Origin of the sequence: Streptomyces sp. NPDC051555 (assembly GCF_044454405.1) — a bacterium.
GTDB lineage: Bacteria > Actinomycetota > Actinomycetes > Streptomycetales > Streptomycetaceae > Streptomyces.
On the sequence record NZ_JBITDP010000004.1, the window covers coordinates 221,025 to 237,165 of the forward strand.

Sequence of the window (16,141 nt, forward strand, 5' to 3'; positions counted from 1 at the left end):
GGGCCGCCGGATGACATTTCCCCCGAGCCGCCCCGACCTCGCCCCTCTCGCCGCGTCCGTGGCGACCGGCGGCTGGCCCGGGCCCGTACTGGCCCTGGTCGTCGGCCTGTCCGTCTTCGGCGCCTTCCACGGCCTGCGCCTCTACCGCGCCGACACCAAGCTCCCCGGCGACCTGGCCCTCGCCCTGGAGGTCGGCGCCTCGCGCACCACCGCCGTCGGCTCGCTCGTCGACCGGCTCGGCATCCGCTGGGCGCCGCTGGTGCTGCGCCTGATGGGCCGGGACCGGGTGGCCCGCAAGCGCCGCCAGATCGACATGGCGGGCAATCCGGCCGGTCTGACCATCGACCGCTACGCGGCGCGGCGCGCGGTGTACGGCGCCCTCGGCGCGCTCGGCGCCTTCGCGATGCTGATCAACGGCCAGTTGGTCGCGGCGCTGCTGATGGTCGCGTTCGGGCTGTTCTGGATCGAGGTCGGCCTGTGGTCGGCGATCCGGGTCCGGCGCGACCACATAGAACGGATCCTGCCCGACTTCCTCGACGTGCTCGCCGTCGTGGTGAGCGCCGGACTGGGCTTCCGGCAGGCGCTGGAGCGGGTCGCGGACAAGTACGAGGGCCCCTGGGCCGACGAGGTGCGCATCACCCTGCAGCAGATGAACATGGGCGTCAGCCGCCGCCAGGCCTTCGACGAACTGCGCCGTCGCAACGACTCCGAGCAGGTGGCGCAGTTCGTCACCGCGCTCCAACAGGGCGAGGAACTGGGCTCGCCGATCGTCGACACGCTGATCGCGATCGCCGAGGACATGCGCCGCACCGACGCCCAGAACGCCCGCCGCCGGGCGGCCCGCGCGGTCCCCAAGGCGACCTTCGCGGTCACGATGTTCATGCTGCCCGGCACGCTGATCCTGCTGGTCTGCGGCTTCGTCTACGGCGCGAACGTCGACTTCGGCGCGATCCTGGGGGGTGGCTGACGACGATGGCCGCACTGTCCTTCACGGGGCCGGGGAGCGGACGCGCACCGCGCCTCGGGTACGCGCGCCGGGCCGCCCCGGCGCCGCCGCCGGCGCCGGCGATCGCCCTGCCCCTCCAGGCGAACGCCCTCCAGGCCCTGTGCCGCCAGGTCTTCGCCTTCCGGCTGGTGATGATCGCCCTCGGCGCCCCGCTCGCGCTCACCCACACCGCGCCCGGCCTGCCGCTGTGGCTGGTCTCGGGGGCGCTGCTGACCGTCTTCATGTTCTCGTACGCCCTCTTCCGCGACTGGGAGCGCTTCGGCCCGCTGCTGCTGCGCCACCCCTGGCTGCTCGCGGTGGACATGACCTTCAGCGCCCTGCTGCTGGTCACCGCGGGCCCCGAGTCCCCGCTCGGCTTCGTCTCGGTGTGCACCCCGCTGCTGGCCGGCCTGGTCCAGGGGTGGCGCGGCTCGGCCCTGTACGCAGCCTTCCAGGCGGTGGCCGTGGCCGCGCTGGCGCACCACGTGCCGGCGGCGTACCTGCTGGCCACCCTGTGCCTGCTCGCGGGCGCGGCCGGCTCCAGCCTGCGCGGCCTGCTGCTGCGGGTCGGCGAGGCGAGCCGGGCCCTGACCGAGACCCGGGCCCGGCTGGCGGTGGCGGAGGCGGTCCGCGACGAACGGGCCCGACTGGCCCGGGAGATGCACGACTCGGTGTCCAAGACCCTGCACGGCCTGGCCCTGGCGGCCGAGGCGCTGGGCCGGACCACCGACCCGCAGGCGGTACGGGGCCAGGCCGCCCTGATCGCCCACGCGGCCCGCCGCGCGGCGGCGGAATCCCGCGAGCTGCTGTGCGAACTGCGCGACACCGACGCGGTCCCCGTGCTCCCGACGGCCCCGCTGGCCGAGGAACTGGCCCGCTGTACGGCCCAGTTCGCCGGCGCCACGCTGGCGGCTCCGGCGGACCTCCCCGACTACCCCGCACGGGTGCGCCGCCACCTCCTGGCCGTCGCCGCCGAGGCCCTGGAGAACGGCCGGCGCCACGCGGGGGCGACCCGTACGATCGTGACGGCGTCCGTCACCGGCGGCCTGTTCACCCTCACCGTCCGGGACGACGGCCGCGGCCTCGCCGTGGACGCGTCGCCCGCGGCGCTGCGGTCGGCGGGCCACTTCGGCCTGCTGGGCATGCGGGAACGGGCTGCGGCGATCGGCGCGGAGCTGACCATCGCCCGAGCCACCCCGTCGGGCACGGAGGTCCGCCTGACGCTCCCGGCCCCGATTCCGGGGGAGGACACCGGATGACGCCCCCCGGCACGGCGCTGCGCATCCTGATCGCGGACGACAACCCGGTGGTCCGGGCGGGCCTGGCCGCCCTGCTGGCCACCCACGAGGACCTCCAGGTGGTGGCGGAGGCCGCCGACGGCCGCGGCGCCCTCCGACAGGCCCGCACCCACCGCCCGGACGTGGTCCTGCTGGACGTCCGGATGCCGGGCGTGGACGGCATCTCGGCCCTCCCGCACCTGGTCCGGCTGGCGCCCGTACTGATGCTGACGTACAGCCGGGAGTCCGACATCGTCCGCGAATCCCTCCTGTTGGGCGCGGCGGGGTACCTGGTGCACGGCGAATTCACCCCGGACCAGCTGGCGTCGGCGGTCCGCGACGCCCACGCGGGCCGCGCGAACTTCACCTCGACCCCGTCGAGCATCTTGCTCGCAGACCTCCGGGGGGCTTCGCAACCGCAACGAGTTGTGGCACAGTCTTCTGTGCAGCACCACAACCACGCGGCATACGGCCTGAGTTCGAGGGAGGTGGAGGTGATGGACCTGATCGCATCCGGAATGAGCAACCAGCAGATCGCCGCCACCTGCTTCATCAGCGAGAAGACGGTCAAGAACCACATCAACCGCATCTTCGCGAAGCTCCACAGCACCACCCGCAGCGAAGCCATAGCCCGCTGGCTGGGAACCGCCCGTCCAGGAGTGACTGGCCATGGGTAGACGCCGAGCGCATTGGGTCCGTAATTGGGCCCCGGGACCCTTGGGCACCCCCACCCCCACCCCGTACGGTCCGCAAATCGACAGCGGCACCGGACCGGGAGGGAACGCCCATGCCGAACAGCATGCTGCTCAAAGTGTGGATCGAGGCGAGGCTTCGGATGATGGACGGGCACGAGGAGGACCGGGGACAGACGGCCTTCGAGTACCTGGGCATCATCCTGGTGGTCGTGGTGATCATCGGAGCCATCGTCGGCTCGGGCATCGGGACAGCGATCACGGACCGCATCGCCGCCGCCGTCGCTGCCATTACGGCGGGTTGAGACCAGAGGTCGTGCGCGGTTCCCGCGACAAGGGTCAGGCGTTTCCGATCTACATCGTGACGGTGGCGGGCGTGCTCTTCGCCGCGTTCGCCTTCTTCGCCATCAGCCAGGCCGCCGTGGTCCGCAGCAATGCCCAGAAGGCAGCGGACTCGGCGGCCTTGGCTGCCGCGGGAGATGCGCGGGACCACCTGCTGCCCGGCCTGGACTTCGCGAAGCTGGGGCCCGCGGACTGGCGCAACATCCTCGACGGCCGGCTGTTCGATGGGGCGGGCGCGTGCGGTGCGGCCCGTGGTTTCGCGTCGGACAACGGGGCGACGGCGACCTGTGAGGCGGCGCTGCCCAGCTTCACGGTCGTGGCGACGACGAGGACAGGGGTGGGGAGTTCCGTCGTTCCGGGGATCGCCGGGACGAGGGGAACTGCCACGGCGACGGCGCGCATCGACCCCCGGTGCGCCCTTGGTTCGGCGCCCGATCCGGGGGGTGAGCCCCCTGCGGAGGGGAGTCCGCCGCCGAAGCCGGACCCCGTCGAGATCCTGTGCAGGGGTGGAGACGTCATCCATTTCGATCCGTCGAAACCGGACCCGTGGCGCACGTTGGCGAGGAGCCTCTTCGACGTCCGCCTGGTCCACTGAAAGCCAACGAGAGACAGGGAACCGGCGTAGATGAGCATGCGGCACACGGTGAAGGTCCGCGGGGGAGCGGCTGTCGCGGTTGCGGCGGTCCTGGCCCTCACACTGGCCGGATGCGGAGGCGGGGACGACAAGAAGCCACAAGGCGACGCGAAGCCGTCCGCCGCTCCATCGCAGGGCGGTACCTCGAAGAAGCCCACCACCGACACGGCCCCCAGTGCGGAGCCGACCGAGGTGCTCGCCACGACGAACGGCGATCCGGGCATCGTCCTGACGGTCAATGCGGCCGCTCGCGATCAGGGCGGATTCGTCACGGTGAGCGGCCAGATCAAGAACAACACCGACAAGGTGTTCACGAAGGTCACTGCTTGGCGTGGCGACGAGAAGAACGCCAGCGGTACCTCGGTCGCAGGCGCGACGCTGGTCGACAAGCCCGGCAAGAAGCGCTACTACGTGCTCAGGGACACCGAAAGCCGTTGCCTGTGCACGACGGGGATCACTCGCATCGAACCGGGCGCGACGATCCCGTTCTTCGCCCAGTTCCCCGCACCCCCCGCCACCACGGCGGAGGTCGACTTCAGCCTCCCCACCTTCGCCACGGCCACCATCAAAATCTCCGGGTGACCCCATGACCACACGCGCACGCACACACGCCCGCCACCGCGCGGCCGCCGCCACCGCGGTCTCCGCGCTGATCATCGCGGGGGGACACCTGCTCGGCGCGACGAGCGCCCACGCCGACGACAAGACCGGCGCGCCCGTCGGGGCCGCTCCCTCCGGCTCCCCGCGCCCCGGCGGTACGCCGACCGGCACCACGCCCCCCGGGACGGAGGCGTCCAGTGCCGCGCCCGTGGCCATCGACTCCAACTCGCCCGGGCTCAAGATCCCGCAGGGCGGCACCCTCGCCGCCGCCAAGGTGCTCGACATCGCCGAGGTCGTCGAGGACCTCGGTGGTGAGCAGCGGCGGCAGGAGACCAACCAGAACGTCATGATGGCGCTCCAGTCGGAGGTCCTCTTCCCCGAGAACAGCGCCGTGTTCAACGCCCAGGCCGCGGCCCGCATCCTGGCCATCGCCAACGAGATCAACCAGCAGAAGGCCACCCGCGTCCGCGTCTTCGGCTTCACCGACGACCAGGGCAGTTACGAGCACGGCCTGGAACTCTCCAAGCAGCGCGCCGAGGCCGTGCACACCGAGCTGGCCAAGACCGTCACCAACGCCTCCGTCGTCTTCGACATCCGCGGGTACAGCGAGGACTACCCCATCGCCGACAACGGCACGGAAGAGGGCCGCAAGAAGAACCGCCGTGTGGAGATCACCTTCCCGCGCGGCAGCGACAAGTAGCCCGACCAGGCACCACCCGCTCCGCGCCCTAGCGGGACCCGCTCCGCGCCAGGAGGAGTTCCGCCATGTCGCGCGCCCGCAGGGCGGGGGCCGGGCCGGGGTCCAGGGCCGCCACCGCCGTCGCGCCCTCGACCAGGATCATCAACCGGTCCGCCAGCTCCGTCGCCCCGGGGCCCGCCACCTCGCCCAGCAGCTCCCGCAGCTGCGCCTTGTGCCGCCGTACGATCTCCCGCACCCCGGCCGGTCCCGCGCCCAGCTCCCCGTGCGCGTTCAGGAAGGCGCACCCCCGGAAGCCGGGCTCCGCGAACCACTCGGCCAGCCAGTCGAAGACGGCCGTCACCGCGGCCGCCGGCTCGGGTCCGGCCGCGGCCACGGCGGTCCGCAGGCTGGTCATCCATCGCTGGTCGCGCCGGTCCAAGTAGGCCTCGACCAGCGCTTCCTTGGCCGGGAAGACCCGGTACAGCCGTTTGAGCGGGACCCCCGACCCGGTGCGGATGCGGTCCATGCCCACGGCCTGCACGCCTTCGGCGTAGAACAGCTCTTCCGCCGTGTCCAGCAGTCGGGTCCGGGCCTCTTCGTCGTCCATGAGGGCAGCGTAACCCTCTTTCGCTTGCGGCGAGAACGCTCGTTCTCTACGGTGAGAACGTACGTTCTCCACTCGTGCAGCGTCGAAAGGCCCCGCCATGCCGTCGTCCAGCCCCAGTCCCAGTCCCGGCACCACCACCCCGCGCCCGCCCCTGCCGCCCTTCACGCGGGAGAGCGCCCTGGCCAAGGTCCAGGCCGCCGAGGACGCCTGGAACACCCGCGACCCCGACCGGGTCGCCCTCGCCTACACCGAGGACTCGGTCTGGCGCAATCGCGACCGCTTCCTCACGGGCCGCGCCGAGATCAGGGAGTTCCTCGCCGACAAATGGACCCGCGAGCTCGACTACCGCCTGCGCAAGGAGCTGTGGTCCTACACCGGCAACCGCATCTCCGTGCGCTTCGAGTACGAGTGGCACGACGCGGCCGGCCAGTGGTGGCGCAGCCACGGCAACGAGCAGTGGGAGTTCGACCCGGACGGCCTGATGCGCCGCCGCGAGGCCAGCATCAACGACGTCCCCATCGCGGCATCGGACCGCCGCCTGCGCGCCGCCTGAGGCCCGTTCGACCCGGTCGCGGCCCTAGCCCTCCTCGTGGGCACGCGTGATCAGGTCCATCGCCACCTCCAGGGCGGCCAGCCGGGTTTCCTCCGGGTCGGCCTCCACGTGCTGGAGGAACATCATTCCCGCGTGCAGCGTGAAGATCGCGCTGACGCAGCGCACCTGGTTCGGCAGTGGGGCGTCGTCCGTGCGCAGCAGGTCGACGAGCTGCAGCATCCGCTTCTTGACGGTCTCGCCGATGCTCAGCTCGCGCATCGTCGCCTGGTTCTCCTGCATGAAGCGGTAGAGCTGGCGGCTGGAGAGCATCGCCTCGCTGTAGCGGCGCAGCATCTCCTTCTTCGTCGCCAGCGTGCGCGGCTGTTCCCCGGCCCACGCGATCAGCTCGTCGATCGGACGCGTCGTGTCGTCGAAGATGCTGATCAGGATCTCTTCCTTGGTCTTGAAGTGGTAGTACAGCGCCGCCTTCGTGACCTCCAGTCGCTCCGCGATCTCCCGCAGTGACGTCTTTTCGTACCCCTGCTCGGCGAAGAGCTCCAGTGCGACGTCCTGGATGAGCTGGCGCGTGTTGCCACGGCGCGGCTGCGGACTGCTGGACATGGGCACGCTCCAATTACTTACTTGACGCCCGGCTAGTTACGGGTCTAGTTTCCCCAGTGTAGTGAACTAGCCGGGCGGCAAGTAAGTGCCCGGGTGTCATCGGGGAGCGGACGGACATGAGCAAGACGACACAGGCGGAGCCCGGAGCGGGGACGGAGGCGCCCCAGGGCGGGGCCAAGCCGCGCAGCGTGCGCGTCGTGCTGCTCGCGCTCATGATCGCCATGCTGTTGGCGATGCTGGACAACATGATCATCGGCACCGCGATGCCGACCATCGTCGGCGAGCTGGGCGGCCTGGAGCACCTTTCCTGGGTGGTCACGGCCTACACCCTCGCCACCGCCGCCTCCACCCCCATCTGGGGCAAGCTCGGCGACATGTACGGGCGCAAGGGCTCGTTCCTCACCTCCATCGTGATCTTCCTGATCGGCTCCGTGCTCAGCGGCATGGCCCAGAACATGGGTGAGCTCATCGGTTTCCGCGCGATCCAGGGGCTCGGCGCCGGTGGCCTGATGGTCGGCGTCATGGCGATCATCGGTGACCTCATCCCGCCCCGCGAGCGCGGCAAGTACCAGGGCATGATGGCCGGCGTCATGGCCCTCGCGATGATCGGCGGTCCGCTGATCGGCGGCACCATCACCGACCACTGGGGCTGGCGCTGGTCCTTCTACATCAACCTGCCCCTGGGCGTCGTCGCCCTCGCGATGGTCAGTGCCGTCCTGCACCTGCCCAAGAAGAAGACGCAGGGCAAGATCGACTACCTGGGTGCGGCCCTGCTCACCCTCGCGATCACCTCCACCGTCCTCGTCACCACCTGGGGCGGTACGGAGTACTCCTGGGGCTCCGCCGAGATCATCGGCCTGATCGCCGTCGGCATCGTCTCCATCGCCGGCTTCCTCTTCGTCGAGACCCGCGCCGCCGAACCGGTCATGCCGCTGCACATCTTCCGCAGCCGCAACTTCACCCTCATGTCGGTGATCGGCTTCCTGACCGGCTTCGCGATGTTCGGCGGCGTGCTCTACCTGCCGCTCTTCCAGCAGTCCGTCCAGGGCGCCTCGGCCACCAACTCGGGCCTGCTGCTCCTGCCCATGCTGCTGTCGATGATGGTCGTCTCGCTGATCGCCGGCCGCGTCACCACCAGCAGCGGCAAGTACAAGATGTTCCCGATCGCGGGCGGCGCCCTGATGGTCGTCGGCCTGTTCCTGCTCTCGCAGATGGACACCGGCACCAGCCGACTGATGTCCGGCGTCTACATGGCGGTCCTCGGTGCCGGCCTCGGCTTCCTGATGCAGATCACCATGCTGGTCGCGCAGAACAGCGTCGAGATGAAGGACATGGGCGTCGCCTCCTCCTCCGCGACCCTCTTCCGCACGCTCGGCGGCTCGTTCGGCGTGGCCCTGATGGGCTCGCTGTTCACCAGCCAGGTCACGCAGACCATGACCGACCGGCTCGGCCCGGCCGCCGCCGCCAAGTCCGGCTCCGCGCAGCTCGACGCGGCGCACCTGGCGCAGCTGCCGGCCGTGGTGCGCGAGGCGTACCAGCACGCGGTGGCCGCCGGTACGCACTCCGCGTTCCTGCTCGGCGCGAGCATCGCACTGATCGGCTTCATCGCCGCCTGGTTCGTCAAGGAGGTGCCGCTGCGCGGCGCCGGACCCGCCGCCGGCGGTGCCAAGGACGCCGGCACGGACAAGGGTGCCGCGGCCGCGGCCGCCGCGCAGGCCTCCGTGGCCCACTGATACCTGCCGCGATGCCCGGCCCCCGTGGATGGACGGATCCACGGGGGCCGGGCTTTTTCACGTGCGGTCGCGTACCGGTTCCCGGCGCGTCGCCGGGTGAACCGCCCCGCCCGGTCGCGGGCTTGGGGCGCCGCTCCGCGGGGTAGGAGTTTCCGTACATGTGGTGCGGTTCCCCACGAGACCCGAAAAGGGACGATCAAGGACCAAGGTCACTAAGGTCCTATACGTAGATTTTATGGTCAAAGCAGCTGGAACCGGCCGCCGTTCACCGTCATCCTCCCTCACAGGACCTGCAAAGGCGGATGGGGAGTGGACGGTTCATGGAGCGCATCACGAGTCACATGGCGCAGCGAGGGGTTCGGGCCCGGATAGCCGTGGCGGCAGCGGCCGCCGCCGTCGCGGCCACGGTGTGGGGCGTGGCGACGCTCGTCGCACCCGCGCACGGCCCCGGCGACGGGCACGACCACGAGAACGTGTCCCGGCAGAAGGACGCCCCCGAGGAGCGGAACGACCCCGCGGACGATCCGAAGGGCGCCGGCGGGGCGCCGCACCCGGGTTCCGGTGGCGCCGAGCCGGGCCAGGTCCCCGACACCATCGCCCACGCCTCGGAAGCGGGCGGGAACGCCGTCAACATCACCATCGACGACGGCCCCGACCCGACCTGGACCCCGAAGGTCCTGGAGGTGCTCCGCAAGCACGGCGCGAAGGCGACCTTCTGCATGATCGGGCCACAGGCCAAGGCCCACCCGGACCTGGTGAAGCAGGTCGTCGCGGACGGCAACCGGCTCTGCGACCACACCATGGACCACGACATCGCGATGGCCAAGAAGCCGGTGGACTACCAGAAGCGGCAGATCCTGGACGCGAAGAAGCTGATCGAGGACGCGGCCGGGAACGGCGCGAAGGTCGAGTACTACCGGGCGCCCGGCGGGGCGTTCACCCCTGAGAGCCGGGCGCTCGCGGCCGCCGCGGGCATGCGCCCCCTCGGCTGGAACATCGACACGAAGGACTTCAAGAAGCCCGGCAGCGCCGCGATCGTGAAGACGGTCGAGCAGGAGCTGCACAGCGGCCCCACCGTCCTCTTCCACGACGGCGGCGGCAACCGCGAGCAGACCGTCGAGGCCCTCGACGAGGTGCTGACCCGGCTGGCGCAGCAGGGCCGCCCCACCGGCTTCCCGGTCCGCACCGCCCCCTGACCCGCCCCCCTGACCCGCCCCTGACACGCCGTCGGGTGGCGAACGGGTGAGGGTCGGCGCGCGGGCCCCGGCGCCGGTGTTCCCTGGTCGGCGTACGGGTCCCCCGTACGCCCCGCCCGTACGGACGCCCCGTACGCACACCGCCCAGGAGGCCCCCATGACCGTCTCGCCCGACCAGCTGGCCGACCCCGCCGTCCGCGCCTTCGTCACCGCCGTCAACGCGGGGGACAGGGCCGCGGTCTTCGCGGTACTCACCCCCGACGCGAGCATGTCCGACGACGGATCGGACCGCGACGTCCAGCAGTGGACCGACAAGGAGATCTTCTCCTCCGAAGGTCACATGGACGTCGAGTCCCAGTCCGACGACGGGCGTGCCCTCGTCGTGAACTACCGCAACTCCACCTGGGGCGAGATGCGCACCGCCTGGCGGTTCGTGGTCGACGGTGCGGGCTCGATCAGCAGGTTCGAGACCGGTCAGGCCTGATCGGCCGCCCGGGCCGCGGCCAGCACCGCCGCCGTCAGCGGGCCGTTCTCCGGGGAGGGGCCGCCCGGGAAGCCGAAGCGGCGGCGCGTGTAGCCGTACGCCACCTGGGTCACCGGGTCGGCGAAGCCGAGGCCGCCCGCAGCACCGCAGTGGCCGAAGGCCTGCGGTCCGACCTGCGGCTGCCGCTCGAAGCCCAGTCCGAAATGATCCTTCTCCGGCGTCACGAGGTCGTCACCCGGGGTGTGCAGCTTCGCGAACTCGGCGGCCGTCTCCGGCTTCAGCAGTGCGGGCCGCCCGGCCAGTTCGCCGATCGCCGCCGCGTACATCCCCGCGACGCCGCGCGCCGTGCCGACGCCGCCCGCCGACGCGGGACCCCGCGACTTCACCGCGGGGTGGTTCGCGTAGGCCACCAGGTCCATCGGGGGCCGGGTGTGCCAGTTGAACGCGGTCTCCATCAGCGCCGGCGGCGGCGGGCCGCCCGCCAGCGCCGCCAGCCCCGCGGCCGTCGGGACCTGCGGCAGCACCGGCTTCCAGCGCGGCTCCAGCTCCGCCGGCAGCCCGATGTACAGGTCCAGCCCGTAGGGCGCGCGGATCCGCTCCTCGTAGACCTGCTGGAGGGTCTTGCCGGTGGCCCGACGCACCACCTCGCCGGTCAGCGCGCCGATCACGAAGGCGTGGTAGCCGTAGCCCGTTCCCGGCTCCCAGTACGGCTTCTGACCGGCGAGCCGGGCGGCGACCAGCGCGTCGTCCGCGACCTCGTCGAGGGTGAAGCCCTCCGGAGTGTTGATCAGACCGGACTGGTGCGAGACCAGCTGGCGCAGCGTCAGGCGCTCCTTGCCGTACCCGGTGAACTCGGGCCAGTACTGCGACACCGGACGCTCCAGGTCCAGTACGCCGTCCTGCACGAGCAGCGCCACCACCAGGTGGGCCGCGCCCTTGGTGATGGAGTAGACGCCGGTCAGGGTGTCCGCCGCGGTGTCCTCGCCCGCCCACAGGTCCACCACGCGGCGCCCCTGGTGGTACACCGCCAGCTGCGCCTCGGGAGAGGTCTCCTCGGTCAGCGCGAAGGCCGCGAGCGCCTCCCGCACCGGCTCCCAGCCCGCCGCCACCGTTCCGTTCACCTGTACCGCCATGTCGTCCCCCTGCCGGATCCGCGGATCCGCGATCGCTTCGTACCGTCTCGTGTCAGTCGCGCCAACGAGCGCCGGTGGGGTGGTATTCCTGGCGCGCCGCAGTCCGTCACCTCGGTGCGCTCCCGTACGGGTGAACGCGGGCCCGGTGTCGTTCCGGCCCGCCCCGGGGGCCCGTTGGGCAGCGCATGAAGCGCACCCGTATCGCCGCCGTCGCCCTCGCCACCGCCGCCGCGGCCCTCGTGCCCGCTCTCGTGGACGCCGCGGCGGCCGAGGCTTCGTCGTACCTCCAGGACCCGTCCGGTGGCGAGAAGGCGATGAAGTCGCGCTGGACCAAGGACGAGATGCACAAGCTGGAGGCGCAGTTCCGCTTCCACCCCGGTGTCCAGTACGAGACGAGGACCGTCCCGGGCCCGTCCGGCGCCCCGGAGTGGGAGGCGAAGAAGGCCGACCCCAAGACGCTGGCCTGGCAGCCGAAGTTCGAGTTCGCGTGGTCCATCTCGGACTCCACGCTGGTGAAGAAGGCCGTCACCACCAAGAACGGCAAGCACCCCATCACGCTGTACGCGGTGGTGCGCAGGGCCGACGGGGTCGAGGCGGCGAAGGTCAGCAGCGACTCCAAGGGTCGCCCGGCCACCGGCCGCGCCACGGTCGGCGGGGACAAGCGGATCGCCTGCGACACGGGGGAGTACACGGTCGAGTGGTCGGCCACCCGCACCGGCTACGGCACCGTGAACGGCAGCCTGCGCTGGAACTCCAGCTGCGAGCAGTACCGCACCGCCTTCGCCGGCGACAACGGCCGGCACTGACTGTCGCGTCCCGAGTGGCCCGTCGCCCCGCGCGCCTTGTGGGCGCGGTGCGGGCGGCCGGGCTGCGGCCTCGGATCGAGTGCCGTGACAGCCATCCTGGCGCACGCGGGGGGTGGTGGAGCCGGGGCGAAGGTCCCTGATGTCAGGGCCGAACGGGCGGGACACGCGGGACTCAGTGGTGCTTGGACGCTTCGCGGGCCTTCTGCGCGATGCCCTCCAGGACGCCCTTCGGGTCGCCGGTGGGGTCCACGGCGCGGCCGATGTTGCGCTTGATGGTGTCGCTGACGGTCACCCAGGAGGGGTCGTTGACCGGGTAGAGCTGAGCACCGCGCAGGGCGGTCAGGAACTGCTCGTCGCCCTTGTCGAGGCCGCCGCCCGCCGGGGTGCGCGCCGCCGAGATGGTGGAGGGCAGCAGGTGGTAGCGGCCGGCGAAGTCGCTCAGGTTCTTGTCCTGGTAGACGAAGTCCAGGAACCGGCCGATCTGCTCGCGGTGGCCGTTCTGCTTGAAGGCCATCATCCAGTCGGCGACGCCGACGGCCGGCGGGGTCTCGCCACTGCCCAGGGCGTCGTTGACCGGCATGGACACGGTGCCGACGCCGATGCCCTTGGCCTTCGCCTCGTGGAGCAGCGAGGGGTAGCCGTTGAGCATGCCGACCTCGCCGCGCAGGAAGGCGGCGAAGGCGTCCTGGCGGTTGAGCTGGGCGGGCGGCACCGGCCCGAGCAGGCCCGGGGCGACCAGGTTGTCCTTGATCCAGCGGAAGGTCTCGACGTTCGAGTCGGAGGCCAGGCTGTAGTTGCCGCTGCTGTCGGCGTAGCCGCCGCCGTTGCTCAGCTCCCAGATCATCGCTTCCGCGTGGGCCTCTTCGGGGCCCAGCGGCAGGGCGTACGGGTACTTCACACCCTTGTCCTTGAGCGCCTTGGCCGCGCTCTTGAGCTCCGACCACGTCCGCGGGGCGTTCACGCCGGCCTTGGCGAAGAGGGCCTGGTTGTAGAAGAGCAGCCGGCTGCTCGCGACGAAGGGCAGGCCGTAGAGGGTGTTGCCGACCGAGCCCGCCTCGGCCAGCGGCGCCAGGAAGTTCGCCTCGGCGGTGACCGACAGCAGTTCCTCGGCCGAGTAGAGCTTGCCCTGGGCCGCGAAGTCGGAGTACCCGCCCATGAGGGCCATGTCGGGCGCTTTGCCCGCCTTCACCATTTTGCTGACCTCGCGGTCGATGTCCGCCCACGGCAGCAGGGTGACCTCGACCTCGATGCCCGGATGCGCGGCGGTGAAAGAGTCCGACATCTTGTCCCAGAAGGCCTTCGAGCTGGTGCTCGGGCCGTCTCCGTATTCGGCGGCGACCAGTCGCAGCGTCACGGCGTCCCCGCTGTCACCTGCGGTGGAACCACAGCCCGTCAGTGGGAGCAGGAGACCGAGCACGGCCGCGCCCGCGGCCGCGCCGAATGTTCTTCGTCGCACGAGAGAATTCCCCGAATTTCTTTTGTAGCCCGACGTTACTTATGGGTTGCTCCGGGTCGGGGTGTCCCCGCACGGCCCGTTGGCCGGAATTCTCTCCTGCTGAAGGGTGATTGATTCCATTGGGGCACTACTTGTGGGCAATGCTCCAAGCAATGGATTTCTGACTGGTGTTTTCCGATATGTGATCAACAATTCGGACGCGCGTAGACATGCCGAAAAGCCCGTTTCCGGTCGGGAAACGGGCTTTTCGGCAGGAGAGGCGTCGCGCCGCGGCCGCGGGTGGCGCGAAGCGGCCGTCAGTCGGCGAAGTCGCCCGCGTACGGGTCCGGCTCGCCCGTCTCGGGGTTGCGGCCCTCCTGCCAGCGGCGCTGGGCCTTGCGCCAGTGCACGAAGCCGAGCTGCTCGCCGTCCCAGAAGGTGATGCCGACGGGGCTCATGTCGAACTCGTCCGAGCACATCCGCAGCAGGAACTCCGCCATGCCGTACGGGTACACCGCGAAGACGTCGGCGGTGTGCCGCCCGCAGACCAGCACCGGCCAGCGGTCCGGGTCGGGATCGGTGGTCAGCCAGCACAGGATGTCGGCGCCGCCGACCACGCCCCAGGCCAGGATCGACTCCGGATCGACGTCGAAGGCGGCCCGGCCGCCCTCCGCCGCCCACAGGGCGCGGGCGTTGGCGGTCTCCTCGGCCATCTCGGCCGGGTCCCACTGCGGTCCCGGCTTGGGCAGCGGCAGCAGGATCCCCGCCTCGCCGTTGATCGTGCCCGCGCCGAAGCGCCCCATGAAGGCCACGTAGTCGGCGGGGAACCGGGTGCCCCAGACCGCCTCGGCGGCCGGCCAGTCGATGTCCTCGTCGGCCCCGTGTGTCGCGGACATGATCCGTTCCAACGCCTTGACCCGCGCGTTCTCCGCCACGTCCGCTCCCCGACGATCCCTGCACCCCGCCCGATGCCCAACCGTCCCAACTTACCCCGCGCCGCCGGCCGGTCCCAGTGCCGTGCTCAGCCGGGGGCGGACCCGCCCTCCGCCGGGCCCTGCGCCCCGCTCTCCGCGCCGCCCTCCGTGCGCACCCGCACGCTCACGCCCCGCCGCAGCCCCCAGCCCGCCATCGCCCCCGCCGACGCCTCCAGCACGTGCCGCGCGCGCGGCCGCGGCAGCCCGAGCCGGCCCGGGACCATCGTGCGCACCGCCAGGACCCGCAGCCGCCGGTCCAGGTAGGCCACGTCGATCGCGAAGCGCATCCCGAAGGTGTGCACGCCGGCGGCCGGGGTCAGCAGCAGCGCGCCCCCGATCCCGTCCCGCCCGAGCAGGCCCCGGGTCCGCGCGCGGTACGAGGCCGCGATCTCCAGGGCGACCGCGCCGCCCTCCGGGAGGTCGAGCGCGCCCGGTCCGTCCTGCCAACGCCGTGCCATCCGCATCCCTCGTTTCCCGGCCGCACGCCCCGGCTGGGTCCCGGCCGGGACCAGTCTCCGCCGGGGCGGGTGGCCGGGCCATGGGTCCCCGGGCCCATGACCCCGGGGGCGCGGGGGCCTACGGTCGGCGGGATGGGCGTGGTCGTGATCATCCTTGCCGCCGGCTACGGCGCGGCCGCCGGGTCGCTCCTGCCGCTGGCCGCCTACCGGCTCGGGGTCGAGCCGCAGGAGCCGTGGCGGGAGAGCTGCCCCCGGGGGCACCCGCTGGGCCGCGGGCCGCGCGGCTGGCTGGGGCCCGCGCGGTGCTCGGGCCGCCCGTACGGGCCGAGCGCCCCCCGTACGGCCGTACTCGCCGCGCTGGTCTGCGCGGCGCTGGCGGCGGTCGCCGGGGCCCGGCCGGAAACCGCGGTCTTCGTCGCGCTGGCGCCCGTACCGGTCCTGCTCGCCCTGGTGGACCTGGCCGTGCACCGGCTGCCCGACGTGCTGACCCTGCCGCTGGCGGCCGCGGTGGCCGCGCTCCTCGGGCTGGCGGCCCTGCTGCCCGGGACCGCCGGGTCCTGGCCGCTCGCGCTGCTGGGCGGGGGCGCGCTCGGGGCGGCGTACCTCGCGCTCTTCGTCGTCAACCCGGCCGGACTCGGCTTCGGGGACGTCAAGCTCGCGCTCCCGCTCGGGGTCGCTCTTGGGTGGTACGGGTGGGGGGTATGGGCGACGGGCGCCTTCCTGGGCCTGCTCTACGGCGCCCTGTACGGCCTCGGCCTTGTGCTGCGGGGCCGGGCGCGAGGTCGGGACCCCTTCCCCTTCGGTCCCTTCATGGCCGCCGGTGCGCTCACCGGAATGTTGCTCGGCGGTTTCGGAGCGTAATCCTGGCGCGGCAATGCACGCAGCAGGCTTTACGAAGGGTTATGGTGGAACCCCCCCCTCGGGCCGGTCCGTATCCCCCCCACGGACCGGCC

General features: G+C 71.8%; 19 protein-coding genes. 13 read left to right on the plus strand and 6 right to left on the minus strand.

From position 1 onward, the window contains the following. The first annotated feature begins 10 nt into the window (after nt 1-10). The 7 genes from ACIBEA_RS12120 (at nt 11) to ACIBEA_RS12150 (ending at nt 5,230) form a co-directional block, all read left to right on the plus strand. The gene (locus tag ACIBEA_RS12120) at nt 11-967 is read left to right on the plus strand and encodes a DUF5936 domain-containing protein (RefSeq protein ID WP_399259756.1); all 957 of its coding nucleotides are present in this window, start codon (nt 11-13) and stop codon (nt 965-967) included. A 5-nt stretch (nt 968-972) separates the two neighbouring features. After that, a complete protein-coding gene (locus ACIBEA_RS12125; protein WP_399259758.1) occupies nt 973-2,244 on the plus strand; it encodes a sensor histidine kinase in 1,272 nt (423 codons plus the stop codon). Continuing rightward, a complete protein-coding gene (locus ACIBEA_RS12130) occupies nt 2,241-2,939 on the plus strand; it encodes a response regulator (protein WP_399259760.1) in 699 nt (232 codons plus the stop codon). The genes ACIBEA_RS12125 and ACIBEA_RS12130 overlap by 4 nt, the downstream gene beginning before the upstream one ends. Before the next feature lie 122 nt (nt 2,940-3,061). Beyond that, complete coding sequence (locus ACIBEA_RS12135) at nt 3,062-3,259, plus strand: hypothetical protein (RefSeq protein ID WP_399260139.1); 198 nt, start codon at nt 3,062-3,064, stop codon at nt 3,257-3,259. 11 nt (nt 3,260-3,270) lie between these two features. Continuing rightward, nucleotides 3,271-3,891 carry a pilus assembly protein TadG-related protein gene (locus tag ACIBEA_RS12140; RefSeq protein WP_399259762.1) on the plus strand — a complete coding sequence of 207 codons (621 nt, stop codon included), beginning with the start codon at nt 3,271-3,273 and terminating at the stop codon, nt 3,889-3,891. Between the two features lie 30 nt (nt 3,892-3,921). After that, nucleotides 3,922-4,512 (plus strand): hypothetical protein, encoded by a 591-nt coding sequence (locus tag ACIBEA_RS12145; protein WP_399259764.1) that lies wholly within the window; start codon nt 3,922-3,924, stop codon nt 4,510-4,512. A gap of 4 nt (nt 4,513-4,516) precedes the next feature. Continuing rightward, on the plus strand, nt 4,517-5,230 hold the full coding sequence (locus tag ACIBEA_RS12150) for an OmpA family protein (protein WP_399259766.1): 714 nt from the start codon (nt 4,517-4,519) through the stop codon (nt 5,228-5,230). A 28-nt stretch (nt 5,231-5,258) separates the two neighbouring features. On the opposite strand, the gene ACIBEA_RS12155 is transcribed toward ACIBEA_RS12150, so the two are convergent. Continuing rightward, entirely contained in the window at nt 5,259-5,816 is a 558-nt protein-coding gene (locus ACIBEA_RS12155) for a TetR/AcrR family transcriptional regulator (protein ID WP_399259768.1), read from the minus strand. A 97-nt stretch (nt 5,817-5,913) separates the two neighbouring features. On the opposite strand from ACIBEA_RS12155, the gene ACIBEA_RS12160 reads away from it, so the two are divergent. Then, the gene (locus ACIBEA_RS12160; protein WP_399259770.1) at nt 5,914-6,369 is read left to right on the plus strand and encodes a nuclear transport factor 2 family protein; all 456 of its coding nucleotides are present in this window, start codon (nt 5,914-5,916) and stop codon (nt 6,367-6,369) included. A gap of 24 nt (nt 6,370-6,393) precedes the next feature. Here the strand turns inward: ACIBEA_RS12160 and ACIBEA_RS12165 are convergent, their stop codons facing one another. After that, nucleotides 6,394-6,969 (minus strand): TetR/AcrR family transcriptional regulator, encoded by a 576-nt coding sequence (locus ACIBEA_RS12165; protein ID WP_399259772.1) that lies wholly within the window; start codon nt 6,967-6,969, stop codon nt 6,394-6,396. 116 nt (nt 6,970-7,085) lie between these two features. On the opposite strand from ACIBEA_RS12165, the gene ACIBEA_RS12170 reads away from it, so the two are divergent. From ACIBEA_RS12170 to ACIBEA_RS12180, 3 genes are all read left to right on the plus strand, one after another. Further along, complete coding sequence (locus tag ACIBEA_RS12170) at nt 7,086-8,702, plus strand: MDR family MFS transporter (RefSeq protein ID WP_399259774.1); 1,617 nt, start codon at nt 7,086-7,088, stop codon at nt 8,700-8,702. A gap of 320 nt (nt 8,703-9,022) precedes the next feature. After that, a complete protein-coding gene (locus ACIBEA_RS12175; RefSeq protein WP_399259776.1) occupies nt 9,023-9,898 on the plus strand; it encodes a polysaccharide deacetylase family protein in 876 nt (291 codons plus the stop codon). A gap of 157 nt (nt 9,899-10,055) precedes the next feature. Beyond that, nucleotides 10,056-10,382 carry a nuclear transport factor 2 family protein gene (locus ACIBEA_RS12180; protein WP_399259778.1) on the plus strand — a complete coding sequence of 109 codons (327 nt, stop codon included), beginning with the start codon at nt 10,056-10,058 and terminating at the stop codon, nt 10,380-10,382. Here the strand turns inward: ACIBEA_RS12180 and ACIBEA_RS12185 are convergent. Then, nucleotides 10,373-11,515, minus strand: coding sequence for a serine hydrolase domain-containing protein (locus tag ACIBEA_RS12185; RefSeq protein WP_399259779.1), 1,143 nt, complete (start codon nt 11,513-11,515; stop codon nt 10,373-10,375). The two genes, ACIBEA_RS12180 and ACIBEA_RS12185, sit on opposite strands and share 10 nt — an antisense overlap. A gap of 185 nt (nt 11,516-11,700) precedes the next feature. On the opposite strand from ACIBEA_RS12185, the gene ACIBEA_RS12190 reads away from it, so the two are divergent. Continuing rightward, nucleotides 11,701-12,321, plus strand: coding sequence for a hypothetical protein (locus tag ACIBEA_RS12190; protein ID WP_399259781.1), 621 nt, complete (start codon nt 11,701-11,703; stop codon nt 12,319-12,321). A gap of 172 nt (nt 12,322-12,493) precedes the next feature. On the opposite strand, the gene ACIBEA_RS12195 is transcribed toward ACIBEA_RS12190, so the two are convergent. From ACIBEA_RS12195 to ACIBEA_RS12205, 3 genes are all read right to left on the minus strand, one after another. After that, nucleotides 12,494-13,777 carry an extracellular solute-binding protein gene (locus tag ACIBEA_RS12195; RefSeq protein ID WP_399259783.1) on the minus strand — a complete coding sequence of 428 codons (1,284 nt, stop codon included), beginning with the start codon at nt 13,775-13,777 and terminating at the stop codon, nt 12,494-12,496. Between the two features lie 296 nt (nt 13,778-14,073). Beyond that, nucleotides 14,074-14,691 (minus strand): SMI1/KNR4 family protein, encoded by a 618-nt coding sequence (locus ACIBEA_RS12200; protein WP_399259785.1) that lies wholly within the window; start codon nt 14,689-14,691, stop codon nt 14,074-14,076. An 86-nt stretch (nt 14,692-14,777) separates the two neighbouring features. Next, complete coding sequence (locus tag ACIBEA_RS12205) at nt 14,778-15,188, minus strand: DUF192 domain-containing protein (protein ID WP_399259787.1); 411 nt, start codon at nt 15,186-15,188, stop codon at nt 14,778-14,780. A gap of 132 nt (nt 15,189-15,320) precedes the next feature. Between ACIBEA_RS12205 and ACIBEA_RS12210 the strand changes: the two genes are divergently transcribed. Beyond that, nucleotides 15,321-16,049 (plus strand): prepilin peptidase, encoded by a 729-nt coding sequence (locus tag ACIBEA_RS12210; RefSeq protein WP_399259789.1) that lies wholly within the window; start codon nt 15,321-15,323, stop codon nt 16,047-16,049. The last annotated feature ends 92 nt before the right edge of the window (nt 16,050-16,141 follow it).

Bases quoted from the DNA above. Each gene is read 5' to 3' on its own strand.
- ACIBEA_RS12120 (WP_399259756.1), top strand. From the start codon at position 11: ATGACATTTCCCCCGAGCCGCCCCGACCTCGCCCCTCTCGCCGCGTCC.
- ACIBEA_RS12125 (WP_399259758.1), top strand. From the start codon at position 973: ATGGCCGCACTGTCCTTCACGGGGCCGGGGAGCGGACGCGCACCGCGC.
- ACIBEA_RS12130 (WP_399259760.1), top strand. From the start codon at position 2,241: ATGACGCCCCCCGGCACGGCGCTGCGCATCCTGATCGCGGACGACAAC.
- ACIBEA_RS12135 (WP_399260139.1), top strand. From the start codon at position 3,062: ATGCTGCTCAAAGTGTGGATCGAGGCGAGGCTTCGGATGATGGACGGG.
- ACIBEA_RS12145 (WP_399259764.1), top strand. From the start codon at position 3,922: ATGAGCATGCGGCACACGGTGAAGGTCCGCGGGGGAGCGGCTGTCGCG.
- ACIBEA_RS12150 (WP_399259766.1), top strand. From the start codon at position 4,517: ATGACCACACGCGCACGCACACACGCCCGCCACCGCGCGGCCGCCGCC.
- ACIBEA_RS12155 (WP_399259768.1), bottom strand. From the start codon at position 5,816: ATGGACGACGAAGAGGCCCGGACCCGACTGCTGGACACGGCGGAAGAG.
- ACIBEA_RS12160 (WP_399259770.1), top strand. From the start codon at position 5,914: ATGCCGTCGTCCAGCCCCAGTCCCAGTCCCGGCACCACCACCCCGCGC.
- ACIBEA_RS12165 (WP_399259772.1), bottom strand. From the start codon at position 6,969: ATGTCCAGCAGTCCGCAGCCGCGCCGTGGCAACACGCGCCAGCTCATC.
- ACIBEA_RS12170 (WP_399259774.1), top strand. From the start codon at position 7,086: ATGAGCAAGACGACACAGGCGGAGCCCGGAGCGGGGACGGAGGCGCCC.
- ACIBEA_RS12175 (WP_399259776.1), top strand. From the start codon at position 9,023: ATGGAGCGCATCACGAGTCACATGGCGCAGCGAGGGGTTCGGGCCCGG.
- ACIBEA_RS12180 (WP_399259778.1), top strand. From the start codon at position 10,056: ATGACCGTCTCGCCCGACCAGCTGGCCGACCCCGCCGTCCGCGCCTTC.
- ACIBEA_RS12185 (WP_399259779.1), bottom strand. From the start codon at position 11,515: ATGGCGGTACAGGTGAACGGAACGGTGGCGGCGGGCTGGGAGCCGGTG.
- ACIBEA_RS12190 (WP_399259781.1), top strand. From the start codon at position 11,701: ATGAAGCGCACCCGTATCGCCGCCGTCGCCCTCGCCACCGCCGCCGCG.
- ACIBEA_RS12205 (WP_399259787.1), bottom strand. From the start codon at position 15,188: ATGGCACGGCGTTGGCAGGACGGACCGGGCGCGCTCGACCTCCCGGAG.
- ACIBEA_RS12210 (WP_399259789.1), top strand. From the start codon at position 15,321: ATGGGCGTGGTCGTGATCATCCTTGCCGCCGGCTACGGCGCGGCCGCC.